Source organism: Bacillus sp. 3103sda1, from assembly GCF_024159135.1.
GTDB classification, from domain to species: Bacteria; Bacillota; Bacilli; order Bacillales; family Bacillaceae_G; genus Bacillus_A; species Bacillus_A rhizoplanae.
Genome location: NZ_JAMYWS010000001.1, coordinates 3,024,725 through 3,048,320 on the forward strand (window position 1 = coordinate 3,024,725; position 23,596 = coordinate 3,048,320).

The following is a 23,596-nucleotide window of genomic DNA, read 5'->3' on the forward strand; positions in this document are numbered from 1 at the left end:
GTCTCGCCACATGCCTATCAACCTAACAGAACAGGTTGTCCCAAAACGATAAAAATGAACTTCGGTGCTATAAAAAACAAAAAATTTTCGTTTAGGGGGTACTTTAAAATCTTAGCTTGATAGCGATGTGGTGCTACCCCTAATAGGAGAAACGAAAAAACTTTTTTAGGGAGAAAATCAAGATTACAACCAAATTTTTGCTAGTTGAGATACTCCTTTTATTATCTTTTCTTCACATAAATTACCCAATCCAAGTTGAATATGCGGATATTGTGGTACATATTTCGAGAAATATTTTGAGCAAGGATAAACTGCAATTCCGTGTTCATATGCCCTTTCAATTAGCATTTTTTCACTCATTTTTGTTTTAACTTCAATAATAACGAAAATTCCGGAGCTACCACCTTTTATTTCAACATAATTCTTAAAGTGTTTTAGTAATTCACTATTCAATAGATTCATTTTACGTTTATACAAAGCTTTCATCTTCCTTAAGTGTGAGTACCAATATCCTTCATTCATAAAGGTCGCCAGTGTTCTCTGATGAATAGATGAGGATGTTTGCTCAAGAAAAGGGAGTATCTTTTTATATTCAATTACTAGCCTCCTAGGTAAAACCATATAACTGACACGGATAGAAGGTAGCAGTGCTTTTGAAAAAGTTCCTAAATAAACCACCCTATCATTAGAATCTAAACTTTGAAGAGACGGTATAGGTTGATGGATGTATCGAAATTCACTATCGTAATCATCCTCAATAATATATCCTTCCACCCTTTTCGCCCATTGAATTAACTTTAATCTTTCATTGACGGGGATAGCTACTCCATATGGAAAGTGGTGAGTAGGAGTGACATATAAAAGTCTAGAAGGCGACTTTAAAAGGCGATCGACTTGGATGCCTTGTTCTTTTACCGGGATCGGATCAATGATAAATGACTGCAGAGCAAATAGTTCCCTTGCCACATCATATCCAGGGTCTTCTACTGCCAAATAATGATAGTCTTGCTTTAGCAACAGCGACAAAAGTAATAACAAGTGTTGTGTGCTACTGCCAATAATAATCTGTTCAGCAGAAGTATTAACCCCTCTTGATTGAAACAAGTAATCTGCTAGTACCTTTCTTAATTTAATATCGCCTTGTTTTTCTCCGTATGAAAACATGCTAGAGTCTTTAACGATTTTGTTTGTAAGCATTCTCCATTTTTTCAAAGGGAAGTTCTCTTGATCCACTGTCCCGATCTTAAAGTCAATAGTTTTTATGTCAGTTTGATTTTTTTCATGATGCTGTTCTCTAATGGGTTCATAATTAAGCGTCTCATCCGATATAGTTGCCTCTACAAAAAACCCCTTTTTGTTCTCACTTCGAATATATCCTTCCGATTGCAATTGTTCATAGGCTACCTGAGTTGTGTTTCTGCTGACCTCTAATTGGAGAGCAAGTTGTCTAATCGATGGCAACTTTGTATTCCTTTCTAATTTACCAGATAAAATCTGAGTACGTATGTATTGATAAACTTGTTGGTACATAGGAGTGTTACTTTCTCGATTGATATTAAATATTAGTTCATTCATCATTGAAATACCTCATCTGTCATTTGTGTTTATTGTAAACTGTACCTTTTAGAAATGACAGTATAAATGAATAATGAATTTAGAAAAAATTTTGATTTGGGAGATAACTTATGACAATATTTATGTACATATTTTGTTTGATTGTATGGGGACTCAACTTTATAGCAGTAAAAATTCAAGGAACTCCTGTCAGCTTGGAATTATCCTTAACTTATCGTTTAGTTATGACAGCCTTTTTATTTTTGATTCTTGTTTGGTTCCTTCAACCAAGAGGGAGGCCAACAAGAAAAGATATCCCATTTGTAATAGTTTTTGGTGTATGTAACTTTGCATTAAGCTACTTATGCCTTTATTACGCCACAGTTTTGAGTTCTGCAGCAATCGTAACATTGGTTTTTTCATTAAAGGTGATTTTGACCCCGATTACTCTCCGGATTTTTTTAAAAGAAAAGTTACATTCACGCGTTTTGTTTGGGGGGATTTTGGGTGTATTAGGCGTATGTATTCTCATCTATCCGAATTTGAACAACTTTCAAGGGTCCAATGACATAAAAGGAATTATGGTTGCGATCTTAGGTACGCTTCTTACAGCAGTAGGTGATGCCAGCTCAGCACGAAATGCAAGTCACAAGGTGAATCCTCTCTACGCAAATGCCATTGGATTTACAGTGGGCAGTATATTGATGGGAGTAATTGTATTATTTCAAGGACAAGAATTTATATTTCCAACATCGTTTTCATACTTATCTGTGTTGCTATATTTAACTCTGGTTGCTTCATTTGTAGCATGGTTATTCTATTTGAAGCTTGTAGAAAAAATTGGAGGAGCTCAAAGTGGCTATATGGTTGCACTTTTCCCGGTAATTGGAGGAATAGCTTCCGTTTTAATCGGTGAGTCAGATCCATCATTGTATTTGTTTGCTGGTTGCTTTTCTAGCTGTACTGGCGCTGCCATCGCATTAGGGTTTGGAACTCGAAAGCAAAATGCGAAATTATCTCTAAAAAGAGCTAATTAAGAAGGAATAAGTCTTGTGAACTTGAAAATAGAGCTCATTTATTTGGTTCTCAGATTGTTGACCAAGAATGCATGAACACTTAAACAAATGGAATATAGACTATAGGGGTCACCATACATTACTATCAACCTAAGAGGAATTTATATCCATAATTCATAGAAAGCGTTATTCTTTTTGTAGAAATATACAGAAAGGATGGCGTTTTTTTCATTTTAGGGGGAATTTTGTTTTGTTAGCTTGATAGCGATGGGGCGGGACCCCGATATAAATTTTTTAATCACATTTCGTTATTACAGTAAACATTCCTGTCATATTAGGTGAGTAATTCTTAAAATCATATTTTTCATAAAATTTTTCTTTTCCCTCTGATGCAAATAATCCTACAAACGCTTTATTTGGTGCGTTTTCTTTTAGATACTCTACTAACGCATTCATAATTTTTTTGCCAATACCCATTCCTTGATAATCTGGATGAACTACCACATCTTGAATGTAAAAGTAAATAGCTCCATCCCCAACAATTCTTCCCATTCCTATGGCCTTACTCTCATCCTTAACTGTAACGGCAAAAACAGAATTTTTTAATGATATTTCGGCAACATCAAAGTTCATATAATCTTCCCAATCCACAACTGAACATAAATATTTATATTCTTCTAATGTTGGTGCATAATTTGAGATTGTATATTGTCTTTCCATAAGTCCTCCCCCTATCTCTCTATAATTTCAAGTTAGCATTTTTGCACTTCTTTTTCTTCCGAATGTTCAGATTTAAGTATATATCATATTCATGCAAAAGTTAACATAATCCCTCATTGAAGTAGAAGGAACATCTATGCTAGGAAACGTAAAAAAATTTAAAAAAGGATGAGCTTATAGGGGATCACCCCATATACACCTTGTTCATCATTTACATATCATAGTATAATTTCAAGAAATTGATAGCTAATCATCTATGTTCCACGCTAACGGGTTGGGAATGACAATTTATTCCCCCGCTGACGACTGACGAAGTCGAAAAGTTTTTTTGAGTTGGGATTTAATTATTTAACAATTTCGCTCCAATTGTTAAATAGTATTCATTTTTCCAAAACGCTTTACAAACCTATAACCAGTTACTTCGTAACCAAGGAATTTATATAGTTCGTGTGCTTTTACCCTTCTTTCACTTTTTCCACTTAGAAGATAAATAAAATCAGATCCTCTTTTCAAAGACCATTCTTCCACATATTTAATCAACGCTTTCGCAATACCTTGACCGCGATATTCTTTCTTTGTAACTAGCGATGTTATTTGAATCTTTTCATCGTTGTTTGTGTACGTTGTATGAATTGTTATTCCTATCATCCCTACTAAGTTATTATTATTTATTGCAACAAAAGTGTAATAATTTGGATTAGATTCGATACGTTCCATTCTTACTTTCATTTCATCTAATGAACTAGGATAACCTAAATCTGGCATTAAATCTGTAAATTGTTTGATGTCATCAGAATTATATTTTCTTATCTCCACTAAGGACCCCTCCACATTTTTTGTTGTTGCTACCTCTATTACAGATTTTGCGATACTTTCATCCCACTGATGTTAGCCAACTTGCCCTTTTATGGGTGAGAGTGTCAAGACATCTTCTGTGGTGTTAATTCCTCCTTTTTTATTATATTCGAATATATTATTTAATACTATCCCGTTTTTTTGTTCCGCTTCACAGAACATTAATTCTATCACGAGAGGTGATTTTGTTTATTTTTCAGACAAAAAGGTCGATGAAGTCATTAAAAGGCTTATAAAAGCCAATGAGAGCATTAACTTGATAACAAGTGGACAGCCAATACAAATATTGTGGTAAATGAGGTCATTTGTGGTACAAAAAAAGGATAGAACATACAGAATTATTCTGCCTGTCACTATCCGTTTCTTTTATTCTTATATAATGTGTAACATTATATGTCTATTCTTGTTAAACCAAAGATTGATTCAAATTTCTTGAACCTAAATAAAAAAGATCGCTATCCGGGTTTATCCCGCTATTCGCGGGCAGTAAGACCCTCACTTCAAGATTCAGAGAAGCGCAAAGAAGATAGTTGGGGAATAACTGCCGGTAAAAGCCCGATTGGTGAGAGCTTTCCGTCAGTGTGGGACGAAGCCCCCCACTGACGGAAGTTTCACTTTATTTCTCTTAAGCTTTCTCTTCAAATAATCGTGCGATTTCGATAATAACTTGAACAGCTTTTTCCATATTATCTACAGAAATATATTCAAATTTACCGTGATAGTTTTCTCCGCCCGTAAAAATATTTGGTGTCGGCAGACCCATATATGATAATTGGGAACCGTCAGTTCCGCCGCGAATTGGTTGGATATTCGGCTCGATATCTAGATTTTTCATTGCTTCATAAGCAATATCAACGATTTCTTTCACTGGTTCAATTTTTTCAAGCATATTGTAATACTGATCATTCATCTCAAGAATGATATTTTCCTCACCATACTTCTCTTGCATCTGTTTTGTAATAGCTGTTATATTCTCTTTTCTAGTATTAAAATGAGCGCGGTCAAAATCACGAATAATATAGTTAGATTGACTTCGCTCAACATCACCATTTAGAGAAATAAGATGGTAGAAGCCTTCATATCCCTCTGTATGTTCTGGCGCTTCTTCTACTGGTAGTTGTCTGTGGAATTCTATTGCCAATTTGGTTGCATTGACCATTTTATTTTTAGCTGTACCAGGATGAGTGCTATTCCCTTTAAAAATTAGCTTAGCACCAGCAGCGTTAAAGCTTTCATATTCTAATCCACCTAGTGGGCCTCCATCCATTGTATAAGCAACTGAAGCTCCGAAAGCTTCTACATCAAAGTGGGATGGACCGCGACCAATCTCTTCATCAGGTGTAAATGCTACTCTAATTTTCCCATGTTTAATCTGTGGGTTATGTAATAAATAATTCATTGCTGTCATAATTTCTGTAATTCCCGCTTTATCATCTGCACCAAGAAGTGTTGTTCCATCAGTTGTAATTAATGTATGCCCTTGGTAAGATGGGAGCTCTGGAAATAATTCTGGTGTTAAAACAACACCAAGTTCCTTATTTAGCGTAATTGCCTTACCATCAAAATTTTCATGAATTTGTGGCTTAACATTTTTCCCCGTAAAATCTGTAGCTGTATCTAAATGAGCTAAAAAACCGATTACAGGAACCTGCTTGTCCGTATTAGCAGGAAGCGTTGCCATTACGTAGCCATTCTCATCCATCGTTACTTCTGATAATCCGATCGACTTCAACTCTTCTACTAGTTGCTTTGCAAACTCAATTTGGCCAGGCGTTGATGGTACAGTATGACTTTCTGCATCAGATTGTGTATCCACCTGAACATATCTTGTAAAGCGTTCTATAATTTCCTGTTTCATTCTACTACACTCCTTTTTTATACATCTTTATTTATTATACGCCCTTATTACACATTTTTTTATTTCTTTTGACTTTATCTTTTAAATTCGCTGTTTTCGTAAGAATTGTTGCTATCTTGACCATACTGATAAAGTGAAACTTCCATCAGTGGTTTTTTTTCATCCCTCACTGATGGTTAGTTGAACAAATCGGGCTTTTACGGGCAGTTGCCCCCCACTTATCTTCCTCGTTTCTCTTTGGATCTTGAGGTGAGGGTCTTACTGCCCGCGAATAGCGGGATAAAAGGTTGACTTTCAACTAGTAAACTGGAGTTAAAGGAGGGTTAACATGAAAGATGAATTAAGTATAAATATCTATTTAGATGAAACTGATACTCCGTTTTCAAGATATTATAGCTCTGATGATGTTCACCTAAGCTCTGACCTTGAAGATTTTCTTTTGTCAAAGCTACACAGTGGCAAAAGAAAAGAAGTAGAAATATTTTTTTTAGGTCAGAATGATTTTGATGAAAAGTCATTGAAGACTGCCACATTTAACACCTTTTCTAACCTCTTGAACGAAGAGGAATATACATATGCTAGAAATGTCAAAAAGGCTATTGTTTTGTTTGTGATTGGGATTATTATTGGGGTAATATACTTGAAGCTTTCAAGCACTCATGCCTATACTGCAGGAGTATTAAGCATTGTGTGTTGGGTTTTTATTTGGGCAGGTACAGAGGTTTATTTTTTTGAAAATCGGCAAATCAAACGAGAAATTAGAAAATGTAAAAATATTCTAAATGCGAATGTGCACAAAAAATAGAATTTTAGTAAATATTCACATTCACGAAGCTGATTTTCAGATTCTATCTTGTGCATTTATTTGAGTTATTGCTTGGACTTGGAAATCGTGATGAAGATTAATATCACCATACGAAGAAAGCGTTCATAAATACCTAAGACCTAGATTTAATCTGAAGTCTTATTTTTATCGCAAAAAAACAACAATCTATACGAAAAGGGCCTTTAAATTTCAATGCACACTCTAAAAAAGCAGACCTTTGCTACAAAACAAAGGTCTGCTTTTTTATATTATTCACCTAAATCAACATTGTGGTACACTTGCTGAACATCTTCTAAATTTGAAGGTGAATATTTAATATATCAACGTTTATATTTCTCACTTTTTGTATGAATTTATATATGTATATCGTAACGCACTTTATGAGCTTTTACAATTGCAAAATCTTTGTACATCACTTTTTACCACAACCTTCTTACCCCTAGTTTTTTCTAACTGCAATAGCTCTCAACATGATTAGTTATGAGAGTGATATAGCTATTACATAATTTAACTATTAGATTAGCGTAATTATTTGAAGGTATCTCCTTATTAAAAACAAAAAGACACTCTTTATGAGTGCCTACAATGTTTATTTACAGTAGGAGTAACTTTGTCTCATACATGTTCCAAATCCGACCATTTATTCCTTATATTTTGCAATACGGTCTGTACGACTCATAGAATTTTTCTAAAAACATGATTAAAACAATATTATTTAGCTTGTTTTTTCCTATTTATATGTGACTGCATTACTTAATTCATAAATAGCACATATTAATAGCTTAAACTCTGTACGAATTAGTTCAATTATATCATAAAAGCTTATGCAAGTTATACATAAGCTTTTTGTTACTCATAATTAATTATTCGTCCTCGTCTTCAAAATCACGTAAGCTATTAAGCAATTCTGTAAAAGATGAACAAACAGGATAGATTGCTTTTTCCATCTCTTCTTCCTCATGTTCCCAAAATACAACCGTTGGGGCTTCAGGATTATTTCGGTAATCAAAGCATAATAAATTTCCAAATGGATCTCTAGCAAAAGGATATACTTTATCGACTAATCTATCTTTTACGCCTTCATAGTTTTGAACAATTGAATATTTATCTTCTATATGAAAGGTTAATAGGTCACTGAATACATTTTCATCTTGTCCTGGTACATCAAATACTTTTGGGTGAGGATATCCTCCGTCATACTTCTTCACGCATTCAACAAAATCATTAGGTAATTTAATATTAAAATATTGTTCTACTCTTTGGATTTCTTCATCTGTAATTGGTGTTTTACTCATGAAGGACCATGTAATATTGTTCATTTTAATACACCGTACTAAAGAAGCGTTGGTTTCAATGATTCCTCAAGCATTGTATTGAAATCATTATATGTTTCCATCACTGTACCAGATGGTTTATCAAGTTCTAAGTAAGTACCTTCAGATAGGTTTTTACAAAACCATGCAATATCTGAATCTCCAAGGAAAAGGTACTCTTTTTGCCACTCATTCTCATACCAAATCTCATTCGTTTCTATAAATCCGCAAATTTGTTCATCTTTTTCTGTTTCTAGTAAATAAGGGTCAATTCCATAAAGTACTAATCCGTTAAAATCTAAACCATTTATAGTTTTAAGAAACTCCTCATATTCACTCGGTAAATCAACATTAAAACTCTCTTTCACACGTTCTCTTAATTTCTGAACTTCATTATCTGTTGCTGGTGTATTCAATTTATCATTAAAACTTTTCTCTATTTTTTCAATTTCTAAAACAAGATTTTTCCACATATAAAAACCTCTTTCTAAGAGTATTTATTCTCCTTTAGGATAGGTATTATATTTGGATATAGGCCAATTTATGTCTGCACTATCTCCATCTTGTAAGTGTCTAGTTAATGTAAACCATTGCTTCAGCTTCTATCATTTCAAAAATTACTTTTTCATTTTCCTCATAATCGTCTAACATTCCTAGAATTTCCGAAGCTTTTGCGTCCATGCTGTTAACTCCTATCAATTATTTTAGAATTTAACCAATCTCAGTTTGTAACTCCATTCCAAACATCGACATCGTTATCATCTAAAATTGCTTTGATTTTATCTTTCTCAAAAACTACCAGATATTCATAAGGTAAGGTTAAAACTTGAATAATTGAAGGTCTAATTTTTAATAGCTGATATGCGTAAAATGCTTCTAATTCACCTTCTGTTTCTTCTGTTTCATCGACAGAACCGATATACCAACCAGAATCACCTTTTTCACAATCCCTAGCCCTTTGTAAATAAACCTCATCTAGTTGTAACACATTTTTTGCAGTCACTATTTTATCACTAAACTTTATCATTTCACCATCAATATTTAACTGACGTAAACAATGTACTTGTTCTAATTGCACCCATAAAGCAATTGTTAAATCCTCTGTAGTATCCTTAAAAGGATTTTTTGTATAATCTGGGACAATAATATGATACCCATCTTCACGTTTGGATAGAATAAAAATAGACCAGCCAACTTGTATAGAAAATCCATCAACTAATTTGTTATCTTCTACTTTAGTTAGCAAATATAATAACTTTTCTATTTGAGGGCTTAAATGTTCTTCTGCTGTAGCTATTATATTTTTACCACCTATATTTTTAACTATTGTTTTCAATGAACTGCAACCTCTCTTTTATTGATTTTTTCAAAGCTTCTCTAGCCACTGCTTCACGTTCTAACATTTCCAGTCTTATATTTTCGGGAACCTCACCGTATTTAGGATGCCCCGGCCATGTACTCCAATCTTTTGCACCCTTAGAAGCATTTGTTGGTTTCCCAAGTCCAACAAAGTTTTCATTCATATTAAGCACTTCTATTTGTTGTTCTCTCGGTAATAGGTCAAAATCTTCCATGTCCGTTATTTCTTTCATTGAAACAATATGGTCAGCTTCAAGTTTTTCAACTTCATAACCATATACAGGGTCAACTTTGGGTACATCTGTATTTACGTTTTTTCTTACCCTATCGTTGGGTGTTCTCTTCCTTAAATCTTTATAGTCCTCTTTTGAAACCGCAAATTGATTTAATAAGTCTTTCGCTTCTTGGTATGCCCCATCAAGTTCATATTTTATAGAACTTCCCCCAACATCAGCATAAGCAAAACGGTTTCCAGTGTTCAACTTAAAATTATTTAATGTATTTCTATACGTAGCAGAATTAGTTACTTTGGACATACCTTTTGCTAGATTTGCAGATGTCGCTACCTTTGATACTTTACTAAGACCTTTGTCACCAAGCACTCCTATTCCTATTTGCGTTAGGGTGTAACTAAACCACCTTGTACCACTTTCTAAATCACCATTTATTACATCATTAATAAATGAATCTGACAATACATTCCACATTGCAGGTAATGTCTCGTCCAAGTGTGTTACAGCATAACCCATGTTCTCCCATGTTTCCCAATGACCTAATGCTTTAAATCCATCTATTGTATCTCCAACAGCTTGTCCTGCACCATCCCACACGCCACTCAAAAATTTCTCTAAGTTGGATTTTTCAACCGATTCTTCTTCAAGCAAACTATCAGCTTTAAGTTTATCAGCTTCACGGGCTTTCTCTTCTGCAATTTTTTGAATAGGTGCCGTCCACTCCATGTTCAATCCTTGAGTACTAAATGTACCGCTGGCGGTATTAAAACCTTTCCCACTTTGAACTTCCGCAAGACCTTGAGCAATACTTGCAGCTAGTTGGAGTGCTGTATCATAGTTACTACTAGAAGTATAATTAAATTCATATAGATGTTCTAGTTTTTCTTGTAGCTTTCGTTTCATCGTATCAAAAATACCCATCATAATTTGCATAGCTGGAAGGACATTACTAATTCCTTCAATACCTGCTTTCATTCGGTCAATTTCTCGAATTTGTTCCCGAATTTCTTGTTCAATAACATCTGTTGTAGCTACTTGTGATTGAAAATCATTTGGAAAGGCATTATTTTGACGGATTAGTTCTTCACACAAGTAAATGATTCCTTGTGCTAAAGGACGGAAGGTTTGTGCAAAGAAGGCTTTTGCACTGTCATAAGTTTGTCCTTGAAGAACTGCATCGCCTACAAAAGCATCAATTGAATTGATGGCTTGTTCCATACCTTGAATAGTAGCAACACAAAAAGCATTCATACTTTCTGTTTGGGATTGTACTTCTCCTAGATACATGTTTAAACTCATGAATTGACCTCCCATACTAGGTTTTGCTGTTGATAGTAAAGGGCATTTTCTAAACTTTCTACTACTTCTAAACGTTCAGGAGGTATCTTCATTTGAACCATATAGTAACTCCTTTTCCAATTATTTCATAATAAAATTATACCATATGAAACTACTTCACCGTATCAAACCCTTGAACTTACTATAATGCAAAGAATTAATAAAAATCCCTATAAAAAATTGTATTTTGCTATTAAATTTAAAACTCAAATTGTCAAACAAATATTGAGAAATATATAAAGTCAATTTCCATTAAATTCTATTCTGCTTCTAACATCAACGTCATTATAAGCAGTGGAGTAAATCTCAACATTTACATCTACATCATAGTATCCTTTACGAAAATGCTTTCCTCCACAAACCAAACACTTAATTTCACTCATTTAGCACCACTCCTCAAATTGTTTACTTATATATATTTTTGGGATGGGTCTTTATGAGTAGTAAAAGCTCACTAATACGTGTGGATAGATATTAATGTTCTATATGCGGTCTGTATGTATTTTCACCAATTGAATAACAACAACTCTTCTTGAGTAATACCGTCCTGTAATTGAAGAAGAAAAACAACAAATTTTTTTAACAAAGCCTAGACAATAATAATAGCCCATCCCAATTAGGAACAGGCTTTTTACATTCAATTTTGCTTGTCAAGGAAAGTGCAGGGTAACGGAGTTGCAACTGCAAATTAAACATAAAGATAATATTATCTACTAACAATGTATTAAACAAATGTTAACATTGATTTTATATGTTTGTTTTTTGTTTAGAGATTCATTAAAGGACTTGTTGACCTTGCTATCTCGATAATTTTTTCATCTTGCAAGGACTGTAAATATCGATTAGTAATGATAGTTGATTCATGCCCTAACAATCGACTTAAACTATATACATCCAAGCCTAAACGTAATTGTTTTTGTGCATAGTAATGCCTTAAAGTATGTGGACTGCAACGAATTATCTTTCTAACTTTCGCCTTTTGACCTGCTGTTTTTACAACTATTTCAACCGCTGTATTTGTTAGTATTTTACCATTACGAGATAAAAAGTAATTGGAATCCGTCATCATCTTGTCCTTGAAATACATTTCTTTAATCCGTTCATACTTAATCATGTATTTTTTTAATAGCGGTGAAATATAAAGATGTCTTTCTTTGTTTCCCTTTCCTTGTATCTTGATTATAGTATCCATGACATCTAAATGAGTTAGTGAGCTTAATTCTAAATTTCTAATACCTAAATCTACGAAAAACATAATAATTAATTTGTTTCTCATTTCTAAGTAGGTGTTACCATTGTATACGCTAATCATCTTTTTAACTTCATCATCAGTAAATGTCTTAATAATAACTTTAGGTTCTTTCATCCATTTGACACCAAGCACTGGATTTCTCTTTTGGGCAATATATCCCTCTTCAACACAGAATCTAAAAAACGACCTTATATTTTTGTGGATTCCGTTAATATACGATTCAGTCAATCCTTTGTTTTTCAGGTTCATGAGATACGCTTTAATGTGTTTAGTTGTTATTTCATCGACTTCGTCAATATCAAACTCATTCTTCAAAAAATTTTAAAATGCTCGATTGTTGTTTCTGTACCCTTTAATTGTACGGATGGAGAAATTTTTTATTTCCAAATCGTATAAAAATTCCTTGTAAATATCCTCTAATAACAAAAAACTCACCTCTTATATGAATGGTTTTCATACAAAAAGTGAGTTTCTATGTGTTTTGTTTCTCAAAATGGAAAAGGTAAGTTTATCACAGGTTTTTCAAGAGATTTTCAAAATGTATATCGTAACTCTAAAAAACACTGTTTATACTTTACGTCTTTTTACCACTTTAAAATACTTACACTTTGATTATATACGTTGATTTAATAAGACTGGCAGACCTTTGCTACAAAACAAAGGTCTGCTTTTTTATATTATTCACCTAAATCAACATTGTGGTACACTTGCTGAACATCTTCTAAATCTTCTAATGCATCAATCATTTTCTCAAATTTCACTTGTGCATCTTCTGGAAGTGTTACTTCGCTTTGCGCAAGCATTGTTAATTCTGCAACGGTAAATTCAGTTATACCAGCATTTTTGAATGCCTCTTGCACTGCATGGAACTGATCAGGATCCGCATAAACGATAACAGATTCCTCTTCTTCTAAAATATCACGTGCATCTACATCTGCTTCCATCAAGATTTCAAGTGCTTCATCTGCTGTTTTACCTTCAAGACCAATTACAGCTGTTGCATCAAACATATATGCTACAGATCCGTTTACTCCCATGTTACCAGCGTTTTTACTAAATGCAGCACGTACATCTGCTGCAGTACGGTTTACGTTATTTGTTAATGTATCTACAATTACCATTGATCCATTTGGTCCGAAGCCTTCATAACGAAGTTCGTCATAGCTTTCTTCTGAACCACCTTTTGCTTTTTCAATCGCACGGTCAATAATTGTTTTCGGTACGTTGTACGTTTTTGCACGCTCAAGTACCACTCTTAAAGTTTGATTGGATTCTGGATCTGGTTCCCCTTGTTTTGCTGCTACATAAATTTCACGTCCAAACTTTGCATAGATACGACTTGTATTTGCATCTTTTGACGCTTTTTTGTCTTTAATATTGTTCCATTTACGGCCCATACTTGTTTCACTCTCTTTCAGCTTTGAATCTACATAAAAATAGTAATATGAAATAGGCTGCTTCTTCAACACTTTTTCAAACTAAATATAAAAAGTTCTTTATATTTCACATTACTGACAAACAATATGAATTGAAGAAGTCGCATTTATTCACTATATTGTATTATACCTCATTACAAGTTTAATAATCAAAGAAAGACAAATAGTTCTCATCCGTTGATGTAAAAATATTGAACTATTACAATTACTATTGGTGTCCCCTCTTACGAAGAAAAGCTAAGAGGTTCTCTCTTAGCTCTTCTCATATTCTATGAGCCTATCGCTCAGTCTCATTTTGTATTTTACTACTTTACTTCATTCGCAAAGAAATGCTCACACACACTAGAAATACGAGTTAAATCAACATTTCCACCAGAAATAATCGCTGCTACTTTTTTCCCTTTTATATATGGATCAACTTTACCTGCAAGAAGAGCAGCTGTCGCTAATGCTCCCGCACCTTCTACAACAGCTTTTCCACGTTGTAATAAATCTTTCATAGCTACTTCTAATTCTTCTTCTGATACAGTTACAATATCATCTACTAACTCTCTCACAATTTTAAAAGTTAAGGTTCCTGGAATTTTTACTGCGCACCCATCAGCTATAGTAGGTGCTTCATAGTGCTCTACGATTTCGCCTTTATCATACGAGGCTTTCATTCCATGAACATTATCAGCTTGAACACCAATTATATTGATAGACGGATTAAAAGATTTAAGTGCTACCGCGATTCCAGCAATAATTCCGCCGCCGCCAATCGGTACAAGTACTGTATCAACATCCCACATATCATCAAGAATATCCAAGCCAATTGTTCCTTGACCTGCCATTACTTCTACATCATCATATGGATGTAAATATGTTTCTCCCGTTTCTTTTATAATTTCTTCACATTTTGCTTTCGCATCATCAAACGTATCACCATATAAAATAACTTCTGAACCATATCCTTTCGTTGCTTCAACTTTCGCCTTTGGAGCAGAAGTTGGCATCACAATTTTACTTTTAATTCCAAGTAAGTGTGAAGATAGTGCGACACCTTGTGCATGGTTTCCAGCTGAACAAGCAATAACTCCACGAGCTTTTTCTTCATCTGTTAAATTAGAAATTTTATTAAACGCCCCACGAAATTTAAATGATCCTGTTAATTGCATATTTTCTAATTTTAAATATATTTCCCCACCTGTCTTGCTTGTTAAATAAAAGGATTTAACAAGCGGTGTTTTACGAGCATTTCTATCAAGAACTTGTTTGGCTTTTTTTATATCAACAATGGTTAGTGGTAAAGTTTTAGTAATCATATTAACACTTCTTTCAATTGTTTATAATCTAACCCTAACGTTGTTCCTAAATTTTCATAGGTAATGGTTCCTTTATAAATATTGATACCATATGCTAATGCAGGTTTATTTTGGATTGTCTCTTCTAAACCATTGTTAGCAATCGCTAATAAATAATCAATATTTCCATTCGCTAATGCCATAGTAGAAGTACGTGGAGTTGCCCCAGGCATATTTGGCACAGCATAATGTATGACATCGTGCTTAATAAATATAGGATCATTATGTGTTGTATAGTGATCAATCGTTTCAACTGTCCCGCCTTGATCGATTGCAATATCAACAATAACACTTCCTGGTTTCATAGACTGAACCATATACTCTTTCACAATTTTTGGTGGTCTAGAACCTGGAATTAAAATGGTTGAAATAAATAAGTCTGCATTTTTAATTGTTTTCTCTAAGTTTTCAGTATTAGATTCCATGATTTCAACTGGAGCATTTGCATATTTTTCTTGTAAATAAGTAATCTGTGTTTTATTTAACTCTAAAATCGTTACATGACAACCAATTCCAACAGCCATATCACAAGCATTAATTGCTGCATTGCCTCCGCCTAAAATGACAACATTACCAGCAGGAATACCATCTATTCCTGATAATAAAATACCTTCTCCCTGATGTTGTTTTTCTAAATAATAAGCTCCCATAAATACTGCCCGGCGCCCAGCAATGGCACTCATCGGTTTTAATAACGTTAAAACTCCATTTTCACTAATTGTTTCTCCAGCAATAGCGGTTGTTCCCGCTTTTCTCATCGCTTCAACACATTCTTTTGAAGCTGCTAGATGTAAAAATCCCCAAACAATTAAATCTTTCTTAAAATATTTATATTCCTCTGCTAAAGGTTCTTTTACTTTTACTACCATATCAACATCCCAGGCTTGTTCTTGATTTACTAAAGTAGCACCGGCATTTGTATATTCTTCATTTGTATAACCTGATCCTACACCAGCGTCTTTTTCGACTAAGACTTCATGTCCAGCTTTAATTAATTTCCGAGCATTTTCTGGTGTCATCCCAACACGTGCTTCACCTTTTTTAATTTCTTTTACTACGCCAATTTTCATGCTGACACATCCTTTTTAATGTAATATAAATCACATTATTTGTTATACGATCCAAATAAAATTGCGGAATATATGAAACGTTTCTATATTTCCTCATTTGTCTGAATCAGCTGTTTACACCTACAAGATAGCACTCAGAAAAATGATGAGTCAACATTTTGTGAAATAGTTCACAAAATGTTTTCTTTTATTTTAAAATAATTTTTTTCGCTCAAATAAGCATTGAATCCGTTTTCAAGGTATGCTAGACTTTGTCACGAATAACATCTCTTATGAATTCAAATGAAATGCAATTTTATTTTTTTAATTATTTTTGTGAATTCTTTCACATATAGACATAGAAATACTTTGTATTAATTTCTATAAAATTGCGAATTATATCACAAACAAAATTAAATTTTCATAAAGCACTATTAAAAAAATGAGAGGATATACTATTAAAATTGAAATAAAAATGAATTCATCAGAGATTGTATGTATTTTTCCAAACAGGAGTGATTATTATGTCACAAACACAACTTAAAAAAGAGATTGGCTTCTTTGCAGCATTAACCACTGTTATTGGTACCGTTATTGGGGCAGGTGTATTTTTTAAGCCTACCGCATTATACAGTGTAACCGGAACAGCGAGTTTAGGATTACTCGCATGGGTAATCGGTGGAATACTAACTGTTTGCGCAGGTTTAACTGCTGCTGAACTATCGGCAGCTATTCCTGAAACAGGTGGAATGATGGCATATTTAAAGCGTACTTATGGAAACTTAACTGCTTTCCTACTGGGCTGGGCACAAACAGTCATTTACTTTCCAGCTAATATTGCCGCACTTGCTATTATTTTCGGAACACAAGCAGTTAGTTTATTTGGATTAAATGCGAATGAACATAAAATGATGATTATTGGAATTGCTGTTGTTACCGCAACATTCGTAACCTTGATGAACTTCTTAGGCGCGAAAGCAGCCGGAGGAATTCAGACTGTATCAACTATATGTAAACTACTGCCTTTAGCATTGCTTATTATTTTTGGATTATTCCACAAAGGCGACGTAACTCTACAACTGTTTCCAGTTGAAGCAGGACCAGGTAAATCATTTATCTCTGCGCTTGGATCTGGCTTACTTGCAACAATGTTTGCTTATGATGGATGGATTCATGTAGGAAATATCGCTGGGGAAATGAAAAATCCTAAAAAAGACTTACCTAAAGCAATCGTAATCGGATTATCTACTGTTATGGTTGTTTATTTACTTATTAATATTGCTTTCCTTATGGTTATGTCTGCAACAGCGCTTGCAGGAACTGATACCCCTGCATCTGAAGTAGCGACAATTCTGTTTGGAGCAATGGGTGGAAAATTAGTTACAATCGGTATTTTAATTTCCGTATTTGGAACAATCAATGGATATATCATGACAGGAATGCGTATTCCTTATGCAATGGCATTAGAAAACAAACTACCTTTTAGTAAGTGGTTTGCTACATTATCTAAAAATAGTCGAATTCCTTATAATTCTGGACTATTTATCTTATGCGTTTCTATCATCATGATGGTGATTGGTGGATTTAATACATTAACAGATATGTTAGTGTTTGTTATATGGATATTCTATACAATGACCTTTGTAGCGGTATTCATTTTACGTAAAAGAGAACCAGGACTTGTGCGTCCTTACAAAGTACCTCTATATCCTGTTATACCGATGATATCTATTATAGGCGGATCATTTATCGTTATTAATACTCTTTTCACACAAACGTTGCTAGCATTATGTGGTATAGGCTTAACTGCTTTAGGTCTTCCAATTTACTTTGCAATGCGTAACAAACATGTTCAAGTTAAAAATAATGACTAGTAATGCCTTATCTCATACAAAACAGCATGGTATTTTACTGCCATGCTGTTTTGTATGTTACACAACAAATGAAACAGATGGTCCTCTCAATCCAGATTATATGCACAATCATTTTTCTAAAGCGATTAAAAAAGCTGGTGTGAAAAAATTCGTTTTCACGACTTATGTTATACATATACGTCACTTATGTTACTTCTTTGGGAACATTTCAAAATTGTACCTTTTTCTTATCTTCAGCACCACATTCTTTAATTACGTCACTATAATAACTTTCAATGATTTTATAATGGTGCTCTTCATGTATTGCTAAAAGTTGAATAGCCTGAATTAAGTTAGGATAGTTGGCCATTGGATCAAAAAACACAATATGTCCAGCAATGTCTTCTTCAATATTTATAACTAACTCTCTCAATTTATCCGTTTCATTTAACAGCAATCTCTTTAACTCTTCTTTATCCATAGTATGAAGTACTTTTTTCGGTGGCACTAAAATGAAAGGCGCTTTCATCCCTCTTCCATGTTTCTCTTTATATTCTGCATAAATATCATGTATTTGATTAGCAAATGATTTCTTTCTTCTCATTTTTGCATACGGAATAAGAACAAAAGAAAATTTTGTTGCAACTTTAACCATTCTTAAAATTAAATATAGATGGTATATGTGCTCGCCAATAGACCATTTTCCTTCTTTTTGATTCCATAGTTTATCATTTGAGATAAATTGTATTTTTTGAAAAAAACAATGCCGTTGCTGTCTTAATGTTTGAAAATGGTGTGTCATACTTTCCGATCTCATCTATTAACTCCCCCATTTTATTTTATAAGAATTACTCCAGTGAAATCTTTCTAAACAGTAATTTTCTTATTTTCATCAATGAGAAGTACATATGCAACATCTACTCTTTTCATATACACTTATACTCCTTCAATAACCGATACTACTTAATTCAACAATCCTGTCCGTTTGTTGAATTAATATCTTCATAATCTCATAAATATTTTAACATAAATTTCCTGATTTTTATTATCTCTTATTCTTAATATCTAAATTTACATCATAAATTACACATTCAATTCAAATATGACAATAGAAATCATTAACATATTAACAGCTGCTATTTTGATAGTTGAAACACAATAAAACAATAAAAAACGAGTATAAAACCTATGCGATTTAGATCGTTACTCTACGTTATAAACTTAGTTTTATGTTAGCAAGGTATAATGATAGAAAAATGGGTTCCTTTTCCTTTTTCACTCTTTATTTCTATATCTCCGTTTAATTCTTTAATGATGCTATAAGCGACCATAGTGCCAAGTCCGGTTCCTTTTTCTTTAGTTGAATAAAATGGCATGGCAATTCTTTTCATTTCTTGAGAAGACATTCCTATTCCTGAATCAATAATATCAATTACAATATTATTTTTTATTTTTTGTATATTAATTTGTAATACTCCACCATTTTTCATAGCTTCAATTCCGTTTTGTGCAATGTTAATTAAACATTGTTTTAATTTTTCCGGATTAGCATTTATGTATATAGAATTCGTGATATTGCTTTTTATTTCAACATTATGTGAGAGTGCAAGTGGTAAAATACTATTTTTTACTTGATGAAAAAGTTGCTTAATATTTATCGATTCTCTTATTATATTTTGTGGTTTTGTTAAAGATAAATAATTATTAATAATGCACTGTACTTTTTCTAGTTCAACTAACATAATTTCCAAGTAGTTATCTTGAGATGCTTTTAAGGTTTCACTTCTATGAAGTAATTGAGCGAATCCGTATACAGTAGTGATTGGGTTGTTGATTTCATGTGCAATAGATGCAGCTAACTCGCTAATTAGACAAAATTTCTCTGCTCTTTGAATTTTTTCTTTCATCTTAAACTTTTCTATCATTCCTTCTACTAAATAAATAGATAATAATCCTGTGAAAATATTAATTACTATATAATTAGCTAATAATTTAATAAAATCAAATTGTATTTTACCAATTATTTCAATTTGATTTATTACAGCAAAAACTGAAAGAAAACTGGTACAAATTAAAATAAGTAGCATGTTGAATACCGTTTTTTTTCTTTCGAAATGAATGCGGAGAAAATGATGAAATATTGTAATAGTAATTATAAAAATACTATATATAATAACTGATGAAAAAAAACCAGTTCCACCTAAGTAAAATTTATATGAAAAATATACAATACTGATAAAAATTATACTTCCTGTGTTTCCATATAGTAAAACTAAAAGAATAGGAATAAAGCGCAGATCATAAATATACCCAGCGTGAAAATGAATTGGGAAGGTCATACAAAGAATAATTGCAATGGATGCAAGAAAAGAAATGAATATATTGTTACGTGCTTTTTTTTCAGTTTTGTCTAACCAAAACACTTGATAACTAAGGATACAAATTATAATAATAAATGCATTTAATAGTAGTGTAGAGATCCACATGTTTGATACCTCCCTAATTCTTTATAAGAAGATTTATGTTTATTTTTGTTACGTGAAAGGTAAAAAAGCACTTTTTCAAGTGCTTTTTTACTGCTTATTTAGAGTTGATGGCAATAAAACATTCTTTAAAGGGAATGTTTTTTTATTTCCCTACAAAAAGGATCTTGAAAATATTTTTTTGTAGAGAAATGCAAGAAGAAAGTAAATAAAGATAACGACTCTTGACTACTAACTTTTTTTGAATATTCTGTTAATTTTAAGGGGATATCACCACCTATCGTGTGATTGCTTTTATAGTAACATGAAAATCGTCATGTTACAACAAAAAAACAGAAAATTTTATCTTTTCAGTCATTTTTTGCGCTAAATTGTAGAAGGTTTTATTTTTTATGTAAAATTGAAAATTCACTTCAGATTTTCTAAGGAGAATTTTCTATATTTCTAAATGGATTCACTACTGATAATGAGATGTCATGGAAATCTTACATGTATATGGTATTCATTAGAAAATTTCTGTTAAAAAATAATATTGTTTTTATTTACATATGAGTTTTTTCTATCTCTCAAATTCAAGGAATTTTTACGATGTTTTTACAAAATTCTTATATTTTGACAATAAAAATATTTTATTCTTTAAGAGGCATTTAATAAAAAACAATGAGAGGATGTTAAATTTGTTTAAAAAATCATTTATTGTCGCTTTTATTTTATTGATGATTCCTATGTTCTCGTACAACAGTAAAACGCTTGCGGCAGAACCTCCCGTATTTGAAAGAGGCAATGAAGTTGGAATTAAAGTCATGTCTTATAATATTCATCATGGAGAAGGTACAGATGCTATTTTAGACTTAAAAAGAATTGCAGAAGTTATTAAACAATCAGATGCTGATATTATCGGTTTGCAAGAGGTAGATAATCATTTTTCACAGCGCAGTAATTTCGAAGATCAAGCAAAATGGTTGGCAAATTATTTAGGAATGCACTATGCGTATGCTGCAAATCTTGACTATGAACCTTTACAAGAAGGAGACCACCGTCGCCAATATGGAACGGCCGTGTTAAGCAAATATCCAATCCTTTCATCCCAAAATCATTTGCTCACTAATATTCCATATCCAGTAAACCCAACAGAGCAGCGCGGTCTTTTAGAAACTGTGATTAACGTGAAAGGAAACCAGATTCACTTCTACAACACTCACCTTGATCATAGGAGAGCAGAACAAAGAGATCTGCAGATAAGAGAAATACTTGACATCGCAAAACAAAAAGAAGGAACAAAAATCTTTGCGGGAGACTTCAATGCCGTCCCTAAAAGCGCAGAAATTCTGAAGATGACTGCACAATATACAGACGTATTTGCCGAACTCGGTCAAAATGAGGACTATACTATTCCTTCAGATAAACCGACAAGCCGCATCGACTATATTTTTACTTCTGAAGATGTCAAAATTCGTACTGGAGAAGTCATAGATACTCTTGCATCTGATCATTTACCAATTACTGCAGAGCTCGTACTGACAAAAAAAGCACCGTTTAATAATGGAGTAGGCAACAACTAATCCCTAACATGGAACTACTGATAACACTGATTATAAGAATGAAAAGTCCCTTCAGATTTGAAGGGACTTTTCTAGTTTATTACAACGCTTATTTGTTCAAAAAATCTCCATCCAAATTTTAGGCCAGCCCCTGATACAACCTATTTATGAACATTCTACAAATCTCTGCGAAAATCCAGCAGTAAAGAAAACTTAATATAAATATGAATGCAATAACTTTTGGATCCATAGTTGTATCAACCGTAGGACCTAACACCGGAAAACGGAATACGTACAGGATAATCATAATCCCCACGAGTAAACATGCTGCTGAAAAAGAAACGACCACAATTCTCCTCTTCAATTGTAAAAAAGCCACACTCAGCGTCACACCTAATAAACCTGTAGTAAAGGGAAAGATAATAAGTTCACTCGGCTGGATAATAAATAAGAGGAAAATCGTAAGGGTATAAGAAAGGATTCCTTGACGGATAGAAAAGCAAGTAGCTAAAAAAATAGGTAATGTCGCTAAAATACTAATCAGAAAGCCTATACCAGGCATAAAGCCACCTGCTGATTGAAACATGGCAGCAAATGTACTCAATAAGGCTGTAATTACCAACCGGGTTGCAAGGGCCATCTTTCTTACATGAAGAGAATTTGAACCTATCTCCATCATCGATTGACACCAATAACGAACAAACGGTTTCATTGAAATCCCCCCTCAAATATCCCATTTGCCACTTCCTATACTATTCATTGCCTTATATTTTATGCAGTATTACCTGTTAGTCATTCTTTTCGATCAATTGGAATGCGTACTACTCCCCATGCCCATCAAGCTAAGCCTATATAGGTTTAATTTATGGGACGGATTCATTCTTCCACGATTTTAAATAAGTTAAATACATATAGTAAAAAGAACAGGTTATATCAAGCTTTTCGAGAGTTGGGTAGTGCAATTCGTACTTTATTTTTGTTAAATTACCTATCTGATGAAAAATTGAGAAGTACAATTCAAGCAGGTACAAATAAAAGCGAATCTTTTAATGGGTTTGCGAAATAGTTATTCTTTGATGGAGAAGGAATTATTGCGGAGAATAATCGAGAACGTCAAAGAAAAATCATTAAATATAACCATTTAATCGCTAATTGCTTATTTTTTTACAATGTATTTCAACTTACACGGATTTTTCATGAATATATACAAGAGGGAAATAAAATTGATACGGAAGTATTGGCTAATCTGAGTCCGTATTTAACATTTCATCCCGCATTAACGGGCAGTAATACTCCCACCTCAAAATTCAGCGAAAGCAAAGAAGTTAGGTGAGAGATAAACTGCCCGTAAAAGCCCGATTGGTTCAACTAATAATCAGTGGGGGATGGAGAAACTCCCCACTGATTAAAGTTTCACTTTATGTGAACCGCTTTGGAAAATACCGACTAGATTCTAATCGACGTCCTCCAGATATTGAATTTGATATACCTGTATCACCGATTCCAATTGAAGTAGCTGGTTAATCTAAGCAAGAGAGGAGGAAAATTCATATAACCTCCTTTCTTG

The 23,596-nt window shown here is 33.2% G+C and carries 20 protein-coding genes and 1 pseudogene; 5 read left to right on the top strand and 16 right to left on the bottom strand.

The features are described 5' to 3' along the window. Nucleotides 1-183: 183 nt before the first annotated feature. Nucleotides 184-1,575, bottom strand: a complete 1,392-nt coding sequence (gene pdxR / locus NKR74_RS15115; protein ID WP_253631167.1) for a MocR-like pyridoxine biosynthesis transcription factor PdxR — start codon at nt 1,573-1,575, stop codon at nt 184-186. Nucleotides 1,576-1,685: 110 nt separating this feature from the next. Here pdxR and NKR74_RS15120 point away from each other — a divergent pair, with 110 nt between their 5' ends. Then, the gene (locus NKR74_RS15120; protein WP_253630124.1) at nt 1,686-2,591 is read left to right on the top strand and encodes a DMT family transporter; all 906 of its coding nucleotides are present in this window, start codon (nt 1,686-1,688) and stop codon (nt 2,589-2,591) included. Nucleotides 2,592-2,864: 273 nt separating this feature from the next. Here NKR74_RS15120 and NKR74_RS15125 read toward each other — a convergent pair whose 3' ends face one another. From NKR74_RS15125 to pepT, 3 genes are all read right to left on the bottom strand, one after another. Continuing rightward, a complete protein-coding gene (locus tag NKR74_RS15125) occupies nt 2,865-3,290 on the bottom strand; it encodes a GNAT family N-acetyltransferase (RefSeq protein ID WP_253630125.1) in 426 nt (141 codons plus the stop codon). 369 nt (nt 3,291-3,659) lie between these two features. After that, nucleotides 3,660-4,106, bottom strand: coding sequence for a GNAT family N-acetyltransferase (locus tag NKR74_RS15130; protein ID WP_253630126.1), 447 nt, complete (start codon nt 4,104-4,106; stop codon nt 3,660-3,662). Nucleotides 4,107-4,770: 664 nt separating this feature from the next. Further along, on the bottom strand, nt 4,771-6,003 hold the full coding sequence (gene pepT / locus NKR74_RS15135) for a peptidase T (RefSeq protein WP_253630127.1): 1,233 nt from the start codon (nt 6,001-6,003) through the stop codon (nt 4,771-4,773). 328 nt (nt 6,004-6,331) lie between these two features. On the opposite strand from pepT, the gene NKR74_RS15140 reads away from it, so the two are divergent. Next, entirely contained in the window at nt 6,332-6,808 is a 477-nt protein-coding gene (locus NKR74_RS15140; RefSeq protein WP_253630128.1) for a hypothetical protein, read from the top strand. An 884-nt stretch (nt 6,809-7,692) separates the two neighbouring features. Here the strand turns inward: NKR74_RS15140 and NKR74_RS15145 are convergent. The 9 genes from NKR74_RS15145 to ald form a co-directional block, all read right to left on the bottom strand. After that, nucleotides 7,693-8,148 carry an SMI1/KNR4 family protein gene (locus tag NKR74_RS15145; protein WP_253630129.1) on the bottom strand — a complete coding sequence of 152 codons (456 nt, stop codon included), beginning with the start codon at nt 8,146-8,148 and terminating at the stop codon, nt 7,693-7,695. Nucleotides 8,149-8,162: 14 nt separating this feature from the next. Beyond that, on the bottom strand, nt 8,163-8,615 hold the full coding sequence (locus NKR74_RS15150) for a YrhA family protein (RefSeq protein WP_253630130.1): 453 nt from the start codon (nt 8,613-8,615) through the stop codon (nt 8,163-8,165). Nucleotides 8,616-8,863: 248 nt separating this feature from the next. Then, nucleotides 8,864-9,478, bottom strand: coding sequence for an immunity protein Imm33 domain-containing protein (locus NKR74_RS15155; protein WP_253630131.1), 615 nt, complete (start codon nt 9,476-9,478; stop codon nt 8,864-8,866). Continuing rightward, entirely contained in the window at nt 9,462-11,033 is a 1,572-nt protein-coding gene (locus NKR74_RS15160; protein ID WP_253630132.1) for a T7SS effector LXG polymorphic toxin, read from the bottom strand. Before NKR74_RS15160 ends, NKR74_RS15155 begins: the two co-directional genes overlap by 17 nt. Nucleotides 11,034-11,314: 281 nt before the next feature. Beyond that, nucleotides 11,315-11,455 (bottom strand): hypothetical protein, encoded by a 141-nt coding sequence (locus NKR74_RS15165; protein ID WP_253630133.1) that lies wholly within the window; start codon nt 11,453-11,455, stop codon nt 11,315-11,317. Between the two features lie 383 nt (nt 11,456-11,838). Continuing rightward, on the bottom strand, nt 11,839-12,639 hold the full coding sequence (locus NKR74_RS15170) for a tyrosine-type recombinase/integrase (protein WP_253630134.1): 801 nt from the start codon (nt 12,637-12,639) through the stop codon (nt 11,839-11,841). 362 nt (nt 12,640-13,001) lie between these two features. Then, entirely contained in the window at nt 13,002-13,721 is a 720-nt protein-coding gene (locus NKR74_RS15175; RefSeq protein ID WP_253630135.1) for a YebC/PmpR family DNA-binding transcriptional regulator, read from the bottom strand. A gap of 344 nt (nt 13,722-14,065) precedes the next feature. Next, nucleotides 14,066-15,064 carry a bifunctional threonine ammonia-lyase/L-serine ammonia-lyase TdcB gene (gene tdcB, locus NKR74_RS15180; RefSeq protein ID WP_098309747.1) on the bottom strand — a complete coding sequence of 333 codons (999 nt, stop codon included), beginning with the start codon at nt 15,062-15,064 and terminating at the stop codon, nt 14,066-14,068. Continuing rightward, the gene (ald, locus tag NKR74_RS15185) at nt 15,061-16,173 is read right to left on the bottom strand and encodes an alanine dehydrogenase (RefSeq protein ID WP_253630136.1); all 1,113 of its coding nucleotides are present in this window, start codon (nt 16,171-16,173) and stop codon (nt 15,061-15,063) included. The genes tdcB and ald overlap by 4 nt, the downstream gene beginning before the upstream one ends. A gap of 503 nt (nt 16,174-16,676) precedes the next feature. Between ald and NKR74_RS15190 the strand changes: the two genes are divergently transcribed. After that, the gene (locus NKR74_RS15190) at nt 16,677-18,026 is read left to right on the top strand and encodes an APC family permease (protein WP_253630137.1); all 1,350 of its coding nucleotides are present in this window, start codon (nt 16,677-16,679) and stop codon (nt 18,024-18,026) included. 208 nt (nt 18,027-18,234) lie between these two features. On the opposite strand, the gene NKR74_RS15195 is transcribed toward NKR74_RS15190, so the two are convergent. Both NKR74_RS15195 and NKR74_RS15200 read right to left on the bottom strand, forming a co-directional pair. After that, nucleotides 18,235-18,822 (bottom strand): DinB family protein, encoded by a 588-nt coding sequence (locus tag NKR74_RS15195; protein ID WP_253630138.1) that lies wholly within the window; start codon nt 18,820-18,822, stop codon nt 18,235-18,237. A gap of 415 nt (nt 18,823-19,237) precedes the next feature. After that, nucleotides 19,238-20,491: an ATP-binding protein gene (locus tag NKR74_RS15200; RefSeq protein WP_253630139.1), complete on the bottom strand. Its 1,254-nt coding sequence runs from the start codon at nt 20,489-20,491 to the stop codon at nt 19,238-19,240. Nucleotides 20,492-21,156: 665 nt separating this feature from the next. Between NKR74_RS15200 and NKR74_RS15205 the strand changes: the two genes are divergently transcribed. Continuing rightward, nucleotides 21,157-22,050 (top strand): endonuclease/exonuclease/phosphatase family protein, encoded by an 894-nt coding sequence (locus NKR74_RS15205; RefSeq protein WP_253630140.1) that lies wholly within the window; start codon nt 21,157-21,159, stop codon nt 22,048-22,050. A 118-nt stretch (nt 22,051-22,168) separates the two neighbouring features. On the opposite strand, the gene NKR74_RS15210 is transcribed toward NKR74_RS15205, so the two are convergent. Continuing rightward, nucleotides 22,169-22,741 (bottom strand): hypothetical protein, encoded by a 573-nt coding sequence (locus NKR74_RS15210; protein WP_253630141.1) that lies wholly within the window; start codon nt 22,739-22,741, stop codon nt 22,169-22,171. Between the two features lie 153 nt (nt 22,742-22,894). Here NKR74_RS15210 and NKR74_RS24255 point away from each other — a divergent pair. Further along, nucleotides 22,895-23,553 (top strand): annotated as a pseudogene (locus NKR74_RS24255) (Tn3 family transposase); the annotation flags it as partial. Nucleotides 23,554-23,596: the final 43 nt, after the last annotated feature.